The sequence below is a fragment of the Psychrobacter cibarius genome (genome assembly GCF_016107535.1).
GTDB lineage: Bacteria > Pseudomonadota > Gammaproteobacteria > Pseudomonadales > Moraxellaceae > Psychrobacter > Psychrobacter cibarius.
The window spans coordinates 33,403-51,003 of record NZ_JABASQ010000022.1 but is presented as its reverse complement, the minus strand read 5'-3'; the positions used below and the strand labels follow the sequence as shown (position 1 = coordinate 51,003).

The following is a 17,601-nucleotide window of genomic DNA, read 5'->3' as shown; positions in this document are numbered from 1 at the left end:
CCTAAACTATTTCATAATATGGGTTGTACTAATTTTATTGTGGATTGACTATAGCTTCTTGATTTGATGTATAAGCTGATAAAATTAGAGGCTTAAATGCTTTAAAACCTATGTTATTAAGTTTCTCTAGAACTTTAGATTGATCGTTCGTTACCTTAACGGTTTTAGATGGCATTGTTGGATTGTGAATATAAAACCAATACTTTATTGACTCTTGAAGGTTATAAATATATTTAATTATTTCCTCCCTTGTTAATGGATTTACTTTATCTTTTAAAACTCTTCTTGAAGTAAAGGCATCATCTAATAAAAAATCTATATATGCATTTTTCTTGTTACGAGAATAGTCGTAATACATAATCCAATGATTACGTAAAAACTGATCTTCATCTAAAGGTCGATCTTGATTTTTTCCTAGATACTTATAAATAGTCTTCCATACGTTATTTATATCATCACGCAAGCTACCATTATCATTCTGATTAGAGAATAACGTTGTCAAATAAATGAGTCTATTCTTTAATTTCTCCAAAGTAGTTAATGGCTTTCCTCGATTGTTCATCGTTTCAAATGCAACATTAATATCAATATCCTCCTCAATTTCGTAGATACTATATTTCATTTTTTGAGTTAATTTAGTAAACACATTCTCAATTTCACTACGGTCTAATTTAAGTAGCTCGTCTAAAAAGAACTTCTTTGCTTTGTATAAGTTTTTAGTGTAAAGAGTCAGTTCATGATTATTAGAGGTAGAATACCTGTTAAATATCTTAGTTCTTAGATATTCATCGCTTGGGTTATCTTTTTCATATCCAAATATATAACTTTGGAATAACTCATTCTCAGTTTCATGTTGAGTTATAATAAACTTCTCCTCAATATTTGAAATCGAAGAAAAGTTTAAGCTAGAATCTTTGGGTACTGATTGTAGGATTGTCTGTATCAGTATTAGCGCTGTAGTTAATCTTTGTTGACCATCTACCACATAATAAGGCTTAAAACCTCTATTCTTAACTAACCAAATATCTTCTACCCATTTTTCACACTCCCCTTTTTTCAAAGGCTCTAAAGTAATAACGCCTGTATAGTGCATACGATCTTCATGTAGTTGCAATATATCCTCCCAGAAGTCTTTTATTTGATGCTCTCCCCAAGCATATCCTCTTTGATAATCAGGTATACGAAATATTTTATTCTGAAATAAGCTATCTAACGTTTGAGTTTGCATTTCATTCCTCTTTTTTAGTAACCAAGAATATATCACATTAATTTGATAGCTCTAGTTGTTTCCATATAAATTCAAAAGATAGTACCAACAAGACTTAAAGAACCCTCCATGCTAGTATGATTTAGCAAGATACACTACGCCAAATTAAAATATTATCGAAACTTAGTCGAAACTATAAATGGTCAACTTGAGGATCTTTTTAGCCCTGATAGCAGCGGTATCCTAACGCCGACGATGGCGATGCGGACTATGGCTGGGGGTGGTCGCTCGAATGTTGGAACGCCACCAGACTAACCAGTCCGCACGCCATCGACAAGTTAGATACAAGCGAATAGCAGAATTAGCTCCAAAAACTAATTATTCCTCCAAAAAACTATAAATCACATTCTGCAGAATCTAATCAAAATACCCCGCTCTACCCAAATCCTTTTCCCTACCACACAGCCATTGAATTCCAGCCTTACATCGTCAACAATGACAATGTCTATTTATAAAAAATCATTCGAGAAAAAGGAAAAATAAATGAAACTGCGCATCTTAAAGTCTGCCGTGACCAACCCTTGGTTTAACCTCGCAACCGAGGATTGGATATTCCAAGCGCTTGACCCAGACTCGCACACACTATTCTTATGGCGCAATAGCGAGACCGTGGTCATCGGGCGCTCGCAAAACCCATGGGTAGAATGCAAAATCGATAAGATGGAAGCAGACGAGGTGTTTTTGGCGCGGCGTCAAAGTGGTGGCGGTGCGGTATTTCATGATTTGGGCAATACCAACTTTACCTTTTTATCGCCCAAAGCCGACTACGATCAAGCAGCGAACTTCACCATTATTATTAATGCGCTAAAAAAGTTAGGCATAGACGCTGATTTGTCAGGTCGTAACGATATGCAAGTCGGTGATAAGAAAATATCAGGTAGCGCCTTTAAACATGCCGCCGATCGTAGCTTTCATCATGGTACGTTACTGGTGAACGCTAATATGCAAAAGCTTGGTGAGTATCTCAATCCGCATCCACTTAAGCTCAAAGCCAAAGGCATCAAGTCCGTACGTTCTCGTGTCGCCAATTTGGTTGAGTTTAATGCAGACATCAATCACGAGATCTTATCCGATGCGATTATCGAGGCCTTTTGTGAATATTATCGTGACACTGATTATGGCGACACCACGCCGATAGAAGAATTGGATGAAGCCAGTCTCGCCAAGCAGCCGACGCTAAATAAATACTATCAGCAAATGGCAGATTGGGATTGGCGTTTTGGTAAGACCCCTGAGTTCACCCATCACATTGAGACGCGCTTTGATTGGGGCATCATTGATTTGCACCTTGATGTGAAGCAAGCAGCGATACGCGATGTGGTTATCTTCTCTGATGCGCTAAACGTTGAATTAATCGACCTATTAAAAGACACATTGACAGGTATTAAATATGATAAACATCAGATTAATGCCAAGCTTGCTGAATTAGGTAAGGCTCATGCTGAACTGGCAGTACAAATTGATGATGTGTCTAAATGGCTGACTAGTGAGATGGAAGGTTAGATTTTGCTTGTTATTGATAATTAGTAAAGAGTCTCAATTTCTTATTGACGTCAATATTTCAATCGCCTTTATACTTTGTACAGATTAGGCTTGCTGTCTAGGTCACACCCTTAGACAAACTTAAGTTTGATATTTTACGCTTTTGCCATCTATAATGTGATGCAAATAATAGAATCGCTATAACAATCCAAACTTTAAACGTTTAAGCAAGGTAGCACTATGGCAGCCTATATCACCGTTGGCGCAAAGACCTCTCACGGTGGGACGGTCATCTCCGGCTCACCGCACACCACTCATAACGGTATCCCAGTCGCGCGTAAAGGCGATAAAGTCATCTGTAAAAAATGTAAAAAGGTGACCACTATTCTTAGTGGTGATGCATCCTTTATTGTCGATGGCGCACCTATTGCTCGCGACGGCGATGTCACTAGCTGCGGCGCTAAGCTGATTGCGATTCAGCAAGCGTTTGCAGAGTCTGACTTTGATGTTGGCAGTATTGCACAGGCAGCGCCTTTGCAGTTTGCGAAGTCGGAGCCTGATGCTTTATTTGGGAATAGCTTTATAGAGGATGATGAGGAGCCTACTGAAGATGACTATGTCATTACTAATTTAGGTGATGACGTTGATAAAATTGCAGCTGACTCACCTACGTTGCAGGAAAATATCAAAGATTTGCAAGAAGCAGATTGGAACATAATGTATGGTCCTGATTCTGGAGGAACATATACTAATTATGAAGATAGAGAAATAGTAGTTTCTGAATATTATAGAGATAAGCCAGCCATGGCTATGCATGCGCTCACTCATGAGGTAGGTCATGCTACCTATCAAGGAGAGATCGACATATCAAGTAGAGATGCTTATATTGATAGCAAGCTAAAAGGAGAAGGAGGCGCTGCGATTTACAGTGTCATGATCAGAGAAGAGTTACTAGATAATGGTGCCATAGATATTATGAAACCGCATAGTGATCCAAGTGAGCTTAAAACTCTTGTATCAGCATATGAGAAATATGGTGATGATCATAGCGCTTGGAGTGAAGCGGGAAAAGTATATGGAAATCGTAAGACATCTACTACAGGTGAAAAATATAACGACTTTTACGGTCACCGTTATGATGAATATGAGAACGAAGGCAATTTGAATGAGCTGCTATTGAATTTTTAAAAATATTATTTACTTCAGTAAAATAAATTTTTACTAATAATAGTAGTTTATTAAAAAATATAGGTTGATATTTGTGACTAACGATAAAACAAAAAAAATTATTAGAAATATTTTACTATTAAGTACAATAATGTTTTATTGCACAACTGCCCACTCATCTATTACTATGAACAATGCATCCCATATAGATATTGATAGCTTAAATGAAGAAAAACGAATGCTTTTTAACACAATTGACTATTTTTCAAATAACTACCCCTATTCAATTCATCAAGTTGAAAATTTCTATAACCATCAGTTTCAATTAATTGAAGTAGCGCATGGTCTTAATAATTTTTTTGAAATTTCTCAGGACACAAACGAGCATCCTTTTATTCAGGACATAGACTTAAGGGTAAGTGATATAAATAGTAAGTTGCTTATTATTGATTTAAAAAACCCTATCTGCTTCAATAGTTCTGAATATAATAAATTAATATCTGATTACAAAAAATCTTATAACAGTCACTTTCAATCATACTACCGCGTTTTAGATAAAAAGAACGATATAGGAAAAGTTGTTCTGACCAATAGGTTAGTTATTGTTGGTATAAAAGATCACATAAGAGGCTACAGCTCCTCCTCAAATCAAAGCAACAACTCAAATCAAAGCAACAACTCAAAACCTTTAAAAATAATCAGTGATTTAGAGAAAGAAAATAATAGTCGATGTATTACTAACTTAACATTTAATATATTTGATTCGATAAAACCAAAACGTTATGGTCGTTACATTAGAAAATAAACGATAGATGGTTCTGTGGTTTTATACTCAATGATACATAGCGCCCAGAATAGCTTAAATATCAGGGACACATCTACCCAAGTCTGGCTTTAAATATAAAGCTTTTATCAGAGGTAGTAAGCTCCGGCACACCACACACCACACACCACACACCACACACCACACACCACATATAACGGCATCCCAGTCGCGCGTAAAGGCGATAAAGTTATCTGTAAAAAATACAAAAAGGTCACCACTATTGTTAGTGGTGATGCCTCCTTTATTGTCGATGGTGCGCCTATTGCTCGCGGCGGCGATGTCACTAGCTGCAGTGCTAAGCTGATTGCTAGTCAGCAGTCATTTGTAGAGTCTGACTTTGAGGTGGGCAGTATTGCACAGGCAGCACCTTTGCAGTTTGCGAAGTCTGAGCCTGATGCTTTATTTGGGAATGGCTTTGCGAGCACTAAAGGTTTATATATAGATTTAAAAGATAATAAGAGTACAGTTTACGATAGTGGTATTGATGGTAGTAAGTTTTCAGTTTTCGGTAAAGACTGTATACAAGCTTTTAATGAGATTAAATCTACCCCGCAAGGGCAACATATAATCTCTGTTATTCAGAACGATAGTAGTATTTATAGAGTTTCCATCGAAACAGTAAATTCTCGAGGCTTAGGATTAACAACAATAAAAAAAGAGCCTATGATTCTTAATCAGCATGAGTCTTGGAAACTGTGGGAGTCGGATGAAATGGTTGATAAAGATATGATTACTGTGAAAATCAACATGAACGTTTATGACCCTTACTTTGTTCGCGCAGATAGTAAAAGTATAGACAGTAAGACTACAGGTGTTTTTAAACCTACTTTAACAAGGATAATGGCTCATGAATTAGGACATATAAAAAATTATGTAGATACAGGCAAAACAGATTATAAACATAAAGCTATAAACTATGAAAATACAATTATGAGAGAGCTTGATGACAACTCTATTTTAAGACATCCAAGTGCAAGACACATCAGATACTAGACAATCCTACGAAGAAGCGAAATTCAACACGCTAGCACACTTATATGCTGAGTATTATAATTCTCATGTTGAATTCTATATGCTATATCACGGTGATACTTGTATTAATAAATCAAGAGAAGTTTGATATTGATTATGGTATTACACTATCTGATTACTTGATAAGTCATCGTCAAACTGATCTAAGATACGTAGGCAAGCTGATAATTAGGAAAATATAATGATAAGAGTCGCCTTTACTCTATGCGTACTAACAACGCTTGCCTCATGTACCTCTAACGATGATATTGATCATGAGCAGACACGTATTGTTTCTCAAGACCATGACAAGTCCATAATAGACAGCGAACTTTCATCATCAGAAAATTCGACAGTTTACGAATATGAAGATTCTAAAACCATTTTACGTCATGTTACTGATAGATGGGAGACCCCTATAAGCCCTGCTAAAAAAGAAAAGAACTATCAATCTTTACTCAATCTTGAAAAAAAGGGAGATATAGAGTTTGCTCAGCAGAACTATGGTACGGCATGGAATAGGTATAGTATGGCTTCTATTCATTATCCGTCGCCTAAAGTACTAGTGAAAGCTGGTGACGCACAGATGAGTCATATTTTAAATCACTTTGAAACTATATGTGATTGTGATAGTAATGATTTACCAGAAGAAATAAGAAGAAAAAATTTTCAGTTAGATTACTTGCAGTATATTATTAGAAGAGAATATGGTTTAGCACTTGATTTCAACCGCTACCCTAAGAAAAACTACAACAATGAACAGAGTCTAAATAAAGAACAAGAGCAACAATTAATCCAAAAAATTAAATGTCTAAATGAGAAACTTGATTTTGAAGGTGATTCAGCCGATGTTTCAATTTTAAAACCATGTCTTGATTGACCAATCGCAAAAAGAGGTCGATTGTATACCTGTAGCAGAAGGTAAAACTTATGAGCAAGTGAGTCCGAATCAGCCTGTTCAATAGCATTTTCTAACGAGGTTTTAATGCATCAAAGAAAAAATACTACTCTCATTCAGTCTTTACTATTAGCTACTTTATTATCAAATATATTAATCGTTTCCGCTTGTTCAGCTGAATCATCAAACGCACCAGTACTATCAAATCAAAGCACTCCTGCTGAGACCTATGATCTTGGCCTTGCCTATTATGAGGGTGACTCAGTCCCTGAAGATGACAACAAAGCTTTTGAACTATTTGAAAAAGCTACTGATCAAGGCTACGCACCTGCTAAACATTATCTAGGTATTATGTATTATGAAGGTTTGGGCGTAGAGCAAAACTATCAAAAAGCATTTGAGTGGATTGAACAAGCCGCCAACCAAGGATATGCTAATGCTCAATTCGATCTTGGAGTTATGTATCATGAAGGTATTGCTGTTGAACAAGATGAGATAAAAAAACTTGAATGGTTTCAACAAGCTGCTAACCAAGGATACACTGATGCTCAATTCAATCTCGGAATTATGTATCATGAGAGTATTGGTATTGAGCAAGATTATCAAAAAGCAATGCAGTGGTATCTACTAGCAGCTAACAATGGATCTTTTGACGCTCAAAATAATATTGGTAATTTTTACGAATACGGTTATGGTGTGACGCAAGACTATGACAAAGCTTTTGAGTGGTATGCCAAAGCGGCTGACCAAGGGTTAGATGTGGCACAACTTAATATTGGTGGTCTCTACGAAAACGGCTATGGCGTCCCTCAAGACTATGACACAGCTTTTGAATGGTACAAAAAGGCCGCCGACCAAGGCAATCAAGAAGCCAGCAATCGCATCGGTAGATTGGTCATGAATGGTAAAATTGACGATGAAGGTATCGTTTTTATAGCACCCAAGAAACTGGTCTCACATTAGGTGATATTGAAAACATGAGCCAATGATAATGATGAGCCAGATATTAACTTAGGTAACCTAACAGTCATATGTTTCGTGATACGCTATCTTAGACTTAATTATTTTTTCAATATGCTCAACAAATACTTTTGTCTCAGGTCTACTATCTTCGTCAATAATTAGCAGACCTCCTATCGAAACATAGCAGACACCAAAAGATTTAGTGGGTAATAGATTAGTCCACTTAGATGAAATATTATTCTCTAGTTTTACAGTTTGCCAATAGTTCGATAAATAATAATCTCCTGTCATAGATTAAACTTCAGATTCAGTTATGATTGATTGAACCGCTAATGGCGTTTGAAACAGTGCCTCTTTGTGAAATCCATCGAATGCTCGGATGACGAAAGCAGCAGGATGGTTCGGAAACTCTTCTCTTTCCTTTGACCGTCGCATACTCTGTGCTTGCTGTGTCTGAAAAGATTGGATAGTGCTGATATCAACCTCGTCAGCCATTTTATACTCTACATCACGTATAGGCTTTGAATACAATGAATCTAAAAGCTCTACATCACTTAATGATATAGATAAACAGCCAATAATTCTTTCGTCGTCTTCCTCTCGTACGCCGCCATACATGCTAACGCCAATGACACAATTATCAAATATCCATTCACAGTGTTCTACTACGTTGCCACTACAGTAATGGCTATCGGAGGAGTAGTTTGACTCTGATCCTAAATATGCTATTAGCTTTTTAATCACTGGTTGTCTATTAAATAGTTGTGCTGGGATGTTGATCCATATTGAATCTATCAATCGGTCATCATCTGCTGCACTAAAATGACAGTAAGCAACTTTAAGAGACCACATTTCAGACAGTTTTATAGTGACTGTTTCAGGCATATAGCTTTCTTCATAAGAATGCGTTACCGTATCTTTTTCAGGAAGCTGAGCTTTTATATCAGATAACTTATCACCCCATTTAAAATTTACGTCACCAAATTGAAAGTGTTCCTTTCTCATACCTCTTAGCCTTTATCCAAATAGTAATTTAAAGATACTTATAGCTTTTTACGATCATCTATACACTGAGCAAGTCTATATTATCTAACAAAAAAAGCGGCAAGATAATCTTATCTTGCCGCTCTCATTACTTCTGAACTAAACCCTAAATCGCTGCCGCAACCTCAGCACCATCTCTTATAGCACGTTTAGCATCCAGTTCAGCGGCCAGTTTAGCACCACCGATTAGATGATATTGGGCGTCTGGTGCATCACCAACATTTGGCATCAGCTCAACCACAGACTCTTGACCAGCACAGACCACGACGCTATCAACACGTAGCAACTGGCTTTGACCTTGGTTATTAGTGATCCAAATGCCTTCATTGGTGATCTTATCGTACTGAGCACCTGATACTTGGATGACGCCGTGTGATTTGACATGGGCACGATGTACCCAGCCCGAGGTTTTATTCAGCCCACTGCCCAAGCGACCTTTACTGCGCTGCATCAAGTACACTTGGCGGATAGGTTTAATAGCTTCAGGCTTAATCAGTCCACCCTCAGTTTGATAGTTGGTATCATTAGTCACGCCCCACTCTTCACGCCACTCTTCAATAGACTGCGCTTTTGGACGATAGCTTGGATCTTTTAAAAGTTCAGGACCTAGCTCATCAAGCGGCTGACCATGTTTGGCGGTCAGATATTCACTGACGTCAAAGCCAATACCGCCAGCACCGATGACGGCAACCGTATCACCAACTGATTTTTCACCAGAGAGTAATTCCGCATAGCTCATCACTTGTGGCAAATCCGCGCCTTCCAGTTTGCCAGCTAGGCTTCTAGGGACAACACCAGTTGCGACGATGACATGGTGGAATTTGGCTTTCTCAAGCATGGCTTTATCGACTTTGGTATTAAGTTTAATCTCAACGCCTAAATGCTCAAGCTCGTTGATATAGTAGCGAATGGTTTCAAAGAACTCTTCTTTACCAGGGATAACTTTGGCGTAGTTAAACTGTCCACCTAAGATATCTTTTGCCTCAAATAACGTGACCTCATGACCACGCAAGGCAGCAACGTGCGCCGCTGACATACCAGCGACACCACCACCGATGACGGCGACTTTTTTAGGTTTTTTAGTTTTCTTATAAACCAATTCTGTCTCATAACACGCTTGTGGATTGACCAGACAAGTCGAGCGTTTGTTTTCAAAGGTATGGTCAAGACAGGCTTGGTTACAGGCAATACAGGTATTAATGCGATCTGTCTGACCATCTTTGGCTTTATTGACCCAATGGGCATCGGCTAAGAACGGACGCGCCATTTGAATCATATCCGCCTGACCACTAGCCACGATTTCCTCAGCGGTGTCTGGCATATTGATACGGTTGGCTGCCATCATGGGAATGCTAATGTGCTTTTTAATTTCAGCAGTGAAATCAACAAACGCGGCACGCGGTACGCTGGTGACAATCGTCGGTACACGCGCTTCATGCCAGCCGATACCCGTATTCATGATGGTCACGCCCGCTTCTTCTAACGCTTTGGCAACGGTGATAACTTCGTCCATGACATTACCGTCTTTGACCAAATCAATCACTGATAAGCGGAACAAGATAATAAAATCTTCACCCGTTGCTTCACGAACGGCTTTGACGACATCGACCGCCAGCTTCATGCGACCTTGAATATCACCGCCGTATTCGTCGGTACGTTGATTCACATGACGCGATAAAAACTGATTGAGCAAATAACCTTCTGAGCCCATGATTTCCACACCGTCATAACCCGCTTGCTTGGCAAGTTTAGCCGAACGGGCATAATCCTTTACCGTTTGTTCGATGTTTTTAATGCTCATCTTACGCGGCTTAAAAGGTGAAATTGGTGATTTTATTGGACTAGAAGAGACGACAAACGGATGATAGCCGTAACGACCACTGTGCAAAATTTGCATGATGATTTTGCTGTCATATTTATGCGCTGCACGAGTCACACGCTGATGGTTAATCACGTCCGCTTTGCTATTCATAGTACCACCAGCAGGGAGTAACCACCCTTCGCGATTGGGCGAAATACCGCCCGTAATCATCATCGCCACGCCGCCTTTGGCACGTTCAGCAAAATACGCCGCTAGTTTGCCGTAATTATAAAAACGGTCTTCAAGCCCTGTGTGCATTGAGCCCATGACCATACGGTTTTTAAGCGTCGTAAAGCCTAAATCTAGCGGCTCAAATAAATGTGGGTAGTGTTCATTGGTGCTAGCAGTTTCGATGGTATTGGCAGTGCGGCTGGCGGACATATCATTTTCCTTATGAATGGTTTGTGGAAATGCTTGTTAAAGCTGGCTGGGCTTTTTAAAAGTTAAGATTTTTAAAAATGAGGCTTTTAGAAATAGTTAAGCGATAGGATTTAACATCACTGGTATCGTAACACACCGTCATTATCATCAGCTATGCAGACAAGCGACTGATGAGTGAACACTATGTGCATTAGACTAATTGATCATGCGATCCAATATAAGCAAGCACTAAAAACATACTCGCTTTTCACAGAGCATTGTCTATAATGGACGAACAAATATTTACCGTGAGTCATCTATCGGCGGGTTGCTACAAGGAAGATCAGCAAAAATATTAACGGTTTATCAAACAGTGATAAATAACGAAGCCGACTTTATAGCAGGTTTGTAGCGTATTCACCGAATTATAACAGCAAGATAAAGGACTATCCCCATGACAGACTTCCACACAGGTCTCGGCAAAAATGCTGCCAACCATCAACCGCTTACCCCTATCGACTTTATTATCCGTAGTGCTCAGGTCTATCCCGATAAAACTGCCATCATCTATGACGATTTAACACATAACAATCTAACGCAAACGTGGCAACAGACTTATGATCGCTGTCGTCAATTGGCGGATGGTCTGCGCAAATTAGGCATCGATAAAAATGACACAGTTGCAGTCATGATGCCAAACACCCCAGCGATGATCGAATGCGCTTTTGGCGTACCGATGTCAGGTGGCGTACTTTGTACACTGAACACCCGCCTCGATATCAACGCCCTGACCTTTTGTCTGCAACACTCAGAAGCCAAAGTGTTGATTCTAGACAGCGAGTTTGCTGAACATGCTGAAATTATCGACGAAGCATTTCCCAATCTCATCGTGATTCATGCGACAGATGCGGCGCTCGATACTGAACGTTTTGGACAAATGAGCTACGAAGCATTAATCGCCAGCTCAGACAGTTTGGATAATTGGGAAAAGCCACTCGATGAATGGGATGCTATCGCGCTCAATTATACCTCTGGCACGACGGGTAAGCCAAAAGGCGTGGTTTATCATCATCGCGGTGCGACACTCAATGCCGTCTCCAATATTTTAGATTGGGATATGCCCAAGCACCCGATGTATCTATGGACGCTGCCATTATTTCACTGTAATGGTTGGTGTTTTCCCTGGACGATTGCCGAACGTGCGGGCGTCAATGTCTGCTTGCGCAAGATTGACGCTGATTTGATTTTGCAGCTGATTGCCAAATATAAAGTCAGTCATTATTGCTCAGCACCCGTGGTGCACAATATGATTGCTGGCGGCAAAGCTGAATATAAAGACGCCATCAATCATGAAGTCAAAGGCTGGGTCGCTGGTGCGCCGCCGTCTGAAACCATGCTCGCCGCCATGGAAGCCATGGGCTTTCATATCTCGCACGTTTACGGTCTTACCGAAGTCTATGGTCCAGTCACCGTCTGCGCGGAACAAGCAGAATGGGATGAGCTGGATATCGCTGCTCGTGCGCAAAAGAAATCACGTCAGGGCGTAACGTCACATTTAATGACAGGCTTTGAGCTATTTAAAGAAGGCACCACGGAGCCAGTTGCCGCGGATGGTGAAGAGATGGGTGAACTGGCACTGCGCGGTAACATGGTGATGAAAGGTTATCTAAAAAGCCGTAAAGCGACCGAGGAAGCCTTTGCTGACGGTTGGTTCCGTACTGGTGATTTGGGCATTAAATACCCTGACGGCTATATAAAAATCATGGACAGGCTTAAAGACATTATCATTTCAGGTGGCGAAAACATCTCTAGTATCGAAGTCGAGAACGTCTTATATAAAATGCCAGAAATCCAAAGCTGTGCGGTCGTCGCCGCGCCGCATGATAAATGGGGCGAAGTACCTGTCGCCTTTATCGAAATTCATGAAGGCAGCACCTTGCAGCGCGACCATGTGATAGAACATTGCAAGCAGCATTTGGCGGGTTTTAAAGTGCCCAAATATATTATCTTTGCTGAAATTCCAAAAACCAGCACCGGTAAAGTGCAGAAATTTGAGCTGCGTCAAGCGGCTAAATCATTAGCACACGAAACGCCAAAAGTAACGGCTAGCGCTAAGTAAGACTTTATCATTAAGCCTTAATAATACGGAAGTATCGTTAATATTAATGAAACATCATTGATAAAAAAAGGTCAGCCTAATTGAATTAGACTGACCCTTTTATTGCGCTAAAAGAACCAAGCCAATGTTAATTAAGCTTTGGTTCTAGCCACTGATACACCAACATCCCGACTATCATCGCAGGAATAAAGACATAAGCCTGCCACTGTCCTGTACCGAGCAGCACAATACCAGGTCCTGGGCAAATACCAACCAAACCCCAACCGATGCCGAATAGCATCGCGCCAATCAGCAGTTTTTTATTAATGGTGGTTTTGGTTGGCATCTCAATTGATGACCCAATCCAACTGGTTTTTTGACGCTTAGCCAACTGCACGCCAACTATCGCCACCATTAGACCGCCACCCATTACCAGTGCCAGAGAAATATCCCATGCACCAAAGACGTCCAAAAAGCCTTGTACTTTAATAGGATCGGTCATGCCTGATATCAGCAGTCCAAAGCCAAATAATAACCCTGCCAGTAATCCAATTATATTTTTTAGCATGTTTTTTCTCGCACCTAATGTGTTAATCCAAGCGGTTGTAACCATCCGATATAAACAATAGTCATCGCTATCTTCGCAACGTACTGTCTATGTGGTTTTTAAATCAAACCCAAGACATGACGACCAATATAAACGGTCAAAATACCAAACAACATAAAGGTCACCGTCGCCGCCATCGAACGTGGCGACAGTCGCGCATTACCGCAGATACCATGCCCACTGGTGCAACCTGAACCCAAACGTGTCCCAAAACCAACCAGTAATCCTGCCCCAATAAGCAGTGGCAAAGAGCTACTAACCTCTATATCGGGCAACGGTTTTACCAGACCATAAAATAATGGCGAGATAACAAGACCAAGTATGAATAACACCTGCCACATCTCGACGCGCTTGGGCTTAAGAAGACTTGAGAAAATACCACTAATACCCGCAATACGACCAATGCCCAATAGCAAGATGACCGTTGCAACGCCTAGCATCAGACCGCCTACCAAGGAAATTGGCGTAAAGGCCTGCCAATCTATTTGTATACTCATAATATTTACCTAAGCCAATTTTTATCAAAACAGTTTTGAATATCGATTTACATAAATACATTATATTATAAAATATAATAAATAGGTAAAAAAATACTGAACCCTCGTTACAAGGGCTCAGTATTCTTTTTACTTAAAGAACATCTTACGAGATAAAGATATTATTTCGCCAATACTTCATCAAGTGCAGTTTCAAAACGCTGTACCGCTCCGTCTACATCAGTCAATTTATCTAGACCAAATAAACCTAAGCGGAACGTTTTAAAGTTATCCGGCTCACCAACTTTTAGCGGTACACCAGCAGCGATTTGCATGCCTGTTTCGGCAAACGCACTGCCTTTATGCATATCATCGCGATCGGTGTAAGCAACCACGACGCCTGGCGCTTCAAAACCTTTCGCCGCAACGCTTTCAATGCCTTTAGCGGCTAATACTTCACGAATACGGTTGCCCAATTGCCACTGCGCATCACGCAATTTATCAAAGCCAATCTCTTTTGACTCTAAAATAGTATCGCGGAATTGACGTAAGCTATCGGTTGGCATGGTGGCATGATAAGCGTGACCGCCATTTTCATAGGCACGCATGACATTTAACCACTGCTTTAAGTCTAAGCTAAAGCTATCTGATTCTGTATTGTCTACTTTTTCGATTGCCGCAGCGCTTAGCATGACTAAGCCTGCACACGGAGTGCTGCTCCACCCTTTTTGCGGGGCGCTGATGAGAACATCAATACCCAAGTCTTTCATGTCCAACCACACACAACCTGAAGCGATACAATCAATGACCAATAAACCGCCAACGCTATGTACAGCCGCGCTTAGCGCTTTGATATAGTCTGATGATAAAATAATACCCGATGAGGTTTCGACGTGCGGCGCAAAGACCACTGCTGGTTTCTCTGCTTTAATTTTAGCAACGGCTTCATCGATATCAACGGGGGCAAATGGTTTTGGTGACTCACCCTCTTCACGATGTGCCGTCAATACCGTAGACGACTTGGCGATTTTGCCTTTTTCTAAAATTTGCGTCCAGCGATAGCTAAACCAACCGTTACGAATAATGAGGCAATCTTCATCATTGGCCAATTGGCGCGCAACGGCTTCCATTCCATAAGTACCAGCACCGGGTACAATGACCACTGCTTCGGCGTTATATACAGATTTTAGGTCGCTAGATAAGTCATTCATCACTTGTTGAAAGACTTTTGACATGTGGTTTAAGGCGCGGTCAGTATAGACCACTGAGTATTCTAATAAGCCGTTTGGATCAATATCTTGACGTAATGCAGTCATAGGAAGCTCCTAGTTTATAGTTAGATAGTTTAATTTTCTCAAGCATTGGCTATAGCAAAATCCAGATACTCTCTTAAACCAACCTGCCTTAATAACGCTAACCAATCTAGAAACCTACTGTTCGCCAACTTAGCCAAATAATGCTTCTATTAGATAACATGGTTGTTAAATAACGTCTTTGTTAAATAATATGGCTGTCAAATAGCATTGCTGACCAATAGTATAGTTGTTAGATTGCATAGCAGCTAGATACTACTATGGGTAGTATTAACTGAATATTAATATTGGGTAATAGTCGAGAGCATGACGCAGGGTTGACGATATAGCACTTTATCCTAGCGCTATTGCCGTTGGTGATTGTGTTTTGCACGCCGTGTTTTTATTGATTTTAGACAAAGTCGTACAGAACAGGTGCGCCACTATAGGGGCTACGCGGTGGTAGGCTAATAATGGTCACTAACAACTGATGAGATGAATAGGCATCAAGCGAGAACATATACACTAAGGTTTTTGGAGAATAACCGCTCGCGTACAACAAAAGATTATCATCGCTTAATATACTCATAACAGCTTGATATTAGCACTGATAATGCAGGTTGACAACGATATGTTTGCGCAATAATAAGGTTTGCGCCACTTACGTTTTTTTGATCAGTCAATAATAACTATCGACGTCCGCGATAAGCATCTTGCAGCCCAGACACCACAAAGTCTAGCAGTTCACTATCCCCTTCACGGGCAGCCTTACGCATAAGCTTCGATGGTGCGTGGGTTAGCGTCTGCGTCAAACGGCGTGACAGCTCAATGATAATATCTTCAGGACTGGCATTATCCTGTTGTAGCTTGGCAATAGATTCATGCAGGAGTTTATCTACTTGGTCCTGCGTATGCGTGCGATACTGCTGAATGTCTTTACCGACTTGGCGCACTTGAAAGCTGCGATCCATCTCAACGACTAATTGGCTAACGAGCAGTTCCGCATCAACTGCTGCTTGTCTACGCTGTTCGATATTGCCAGCGATCACGTGTTGTAAATCATCGACAGAGTAGAGATAAACATCATCGATACGACTAATAGTTGAGTCAATATCGCGCGGTACGGCTAAGTCAATCATCAACATGGGCTGATAACGACGATGTTTCAGCGCCCGCAAAGTCATGGTTTTATCGATCAACACATCCATACTACCGCTACAGCTACTAACGATATCGGCTTCTGCTAAAACTTGTGGTAACTCTTGCAAAGGTCTGACTTCTACCAAGTGACCTGCGCGGCGCAGCTCCACTGCCAGCGCTTCAGCGCGCTCAGGGTTGCGGTTGCAAATAATCACGCGACCTACACCAAGCCCAGCAATGTGGGTGGCAACCAAACGGTTCATCTCGCCTGCCGCGACCACCAGCAATGTGCGACTGGGCAAATCATCAAATATTTGCGTCACTAATTTGGCGGCCGCATAGCTAAGCGATACCGCTTGAGCACCCACTTGGGTCTCATTACGGACGCGTTTGGCGGCAGCAAATACTTGATCGATAATCCAGCCAAGCTGATTACTCAGCGCTTTTTGTTCTTGCGCGAGCTGTACTGAGCGTTTGATTTGACCGAGTATCTGCGGCTCACCCAATATCATAGAGTCAAGCCCTGCGGCGACCCTAAGCCAATGGGTCAGCGCGTGAGTGTCACGGTGCACATAAAGATAAGGATCAATCTCAGACAGTGACAACTGCTTAAAGTCAGCAAGCCATGCTTTAATTTTTAAGATATGAGCACTAATGGCCGCCGAAGATGTCTGAGCACCGACCGCGCCATTAGAAGAAATAGAGGGAACATCTTGCGGCTCTGCTAGCTGCGGCACAAGCGCATAGATTTCAGTACGATTGCAAGTAGAAACAATCACACTGCCATCAGTAAAGGCCTCTAATTGTTTGAGAGCGATATTCACATCGTCACCCACAAGCGCCAAGCGCTCTCTTAGAGCGACTGGTGCAGTTTTGTGATTGACCCCAATGACCACTAATCTCATTATTGATAGACCATAAACATGACGCTCACCTGCCAGCCCACGCTATCTCATTATTTTTAAAAGACAGTTATAGACGACAGCGCTGAAAGGAAGACTCTAAAAGCCGCTTATTATATCATTATTGCCAGCTTTAATTAACACTCAGCTATCGATGATAGCTATTTGCTTGTATCTGGGCACATGAGTAACAAATCAACTACCGAT

The 17,601-nt window shown here is 40.8% G+C and carries 14 protein-coding genes and 1 pseudogene; 8 read left to right on the top strand and 7 right to left on the bottom strand.

The window, feature by feature from the left end; translation table 11 throughout:
* Window positions 1–34: 34 nt before the first annotated feature.
* Window positions 35–1,228 carry a DUF262 domain-containing protein gene (locus JFC08_RS11385; RefSeq protein WP_198330772.1) on the bottom strand — a complete coding sequence of 398 codons (1,194 nt, stop codon included), beginning with the start codon at window positions 1,226–1,228 and terminating at the stop codon, window positions 35–37.
* Between the two features lie 522 nt (window positions 1,229–1,750).
* Here JFC08_RS11385 and JFC08_RS11380 point away from each other — a divergent pair.
* The 7 genes and pseudogenes from JFC08_RS11380 (at window position 1,751) to JFC08_RS11355 (ending at window position 7,614) form a co-directional block, all read left to right on the top strand.
* Window positions 1,751–2,770 carry a lipoate--protein ligase gene (locus JFC08_RS11380; protein ID WP_198330771.1) on the top strand — a complete coding sequence of 340 codons (1,020 nt, stop codon included), beginning with the start codon at window positions 1,751–1,753 and terminating at the stop codon, window positions 2,768–2,770.
* A 219-nt stretch (window positions 2,771–2,989) separates the two neighbouring features.
* Window positions 2,990–3,937 carry a PAAR domain-containing protein gene (locus JFC08_RS11375; protein WP_198330770.1) on the top strand — a complete coding sequence of 316 codons (948 nt, stop codon included), beginning with the start codon at window positions 2,990–2,992 and terminating at the stop codon, window positions 3,935–3,937.
* Window positions 3,938–4,010: 73 nt separating this feature from the next.
* Entirely contained in the window at window positions 4,011–4,721 is a 711-nt protein-coding gene (locus tag JFC08_RS11370; RefSeq protein ID WP_198330769.1) for a hypothetical protein, read from the top strand.
* A 141-nt stretch (window positions 4,722–4,862) separates the two neighbouring features.
* Window positions 4,863–5,039 (top strand): annotated as a pseudogene (locus tag JFC08_RS14070) (PAAR domain-containing protein); the annotation flags it as partial.
* 45 nt (window positions 5,040–5,084) lie between these two features.
* A complete protein-coding gene (locus tag JFC08_RS11365; protein WP_244656513.1) occupies window positions 5,085–5,735 on the top strand; it encodes a hypothetical protein in 651 nt (216 codons plus the stop codon).
* Between the two features lie 220 nt (window positions 5,736–5,955).
* Window positions 5,956–6,633 carry a hypothetical protein gene (locus JFC08_RS11360; RefSeq protein ID WP_198330768.1) on the top strand — a complete coding sequence of 226 codons (678 nt, stop codon included), beginning with the start codon at window positions 5,956–5,958 and terminating at the stop codon, window positions 6,631–6,633.
* Window positions 6,634–6,738: 105 nt separating this feature from the next.
* The gene (locus JFC08_RS11355; RefSeq protein WP_198330767.1) at window positions 6,739–7,614 is read left to right on the top strand and encodes a tetratricopeptide repeat protein; all 876 of its coding nucleotides are present in this window, start codon (window positions 6,739–6,741) and stop codon (window positions 7,612–7,614) included.
* Window positions 7,615–7,908: 294 nt separating this feature from the next.
* Here the strand turns inward: JFC08_RS11355 and JFC08_RS11350 are convergent, their stop codons facing one another.
* Together JFC08_RS11350 and JFC08_RS11345 are read right to left on the bottom strand one after the other, a co-directional pair.
* Window positions 7,909–8,619, bottom strand: coding sequence for a hypothetical protein (locus tag JFC08_RS11350; RefSeq protein ID WP_198330766.1), 711 nt, complete (start codon window positions 8,617–8,619; stop codon window positions 7,909–7,911).
* 145 nt (window positions 8,620–8,764) lie between these two features.
* Window positions 8,765–10,900, bottom strand: a complete 2,136-nt coding sequence (locus JFC08_RS11345; RefSeq protein ID WP_198330765.1) for an NADPH-dependent 2,4-dienoyl-CoA reductase — start codon at window positions 10,898–10,900, stop codon at window positions 8,765–8,767.
* Window positions 10,901–11,333: 433 nt separating this feature from the next.
* Here JFC08_RS11345 and JFC08_RS11340 point away from each other — a divergent pair, with 433 nt between their 5' ends.
* Window positions 11,334–12,998 carry an AMP-binding protein gene (locus tag JFC08_RS11340; RefSeq protein ID WP_198330764.1) on the top strand — a complete coding sequence of 555 codons (1,665 nt, stop codon included), beginning with the start codon at window positions 11,334–11,336 and terminating at the stop codon, window positions 12,996–12,998.
* 127 nt (window positions 12,999–13,125) lie between these two features.
* Here JFC08_RS11340 and JFC08_RS11335 read toward each other — a convergent pair whose 3' ends face one another.
* From JFC08_RS11335 to hemA, 4 genes are all read right to left on the bottom strand, one after another.
* Window positions 13,126–13,545, bottom strand: a complete 420-nt coding sequence (locus tag JFC08_RS11335; protein ID WP_193216839.1) for a DUF6691 family protein — start codon at window positions 13,543–13,545, stop codon at window positions 13,126–13,128.
* A gap of 98 nt (window positions 13,546–13,643) precedes the next feature.
* Complete coding sequence (locus tag JFC08_RS11330; protein ID WP_193216838.1) at window positions 13,644–14,081, bottom strand: YeeE/YedE family protein; 438 nt, start codon at window positions 14,079–14,081, stop codon at window positions 13,644–13,646.
* Window positions 14,082–14,242: 161 nt separating this feature from the next.
* Window positions 14,243–15,376: an aminotransferase class V-fold PLP-dependent enzyme gene (locus JFC08_RS11325; protein ID WP_060490277.1), complete on the bottom strand. Its 1,134-nt coding sequence runs from the start codon at window positions 15,374–15,376 to the stop codon at window positions 14,243–14,245.
* A gap of 665 nt (window positions 15,377–16,041) precedes the next feature.
* Window positions 16,042–17,397 (bottom strand): glutamyl-tRNA reductase, encoded by a 1,356-nt coding sequence (gene hemA / locus JFC08_RS11320; protein WP_198330763.1) that lies wholly within the window; start codon window positions 17,395–17,397, stop codon window positions 16,042–16,044.
* Window positions 17,398–17,601: the final 204 nt, after the last annotated feature.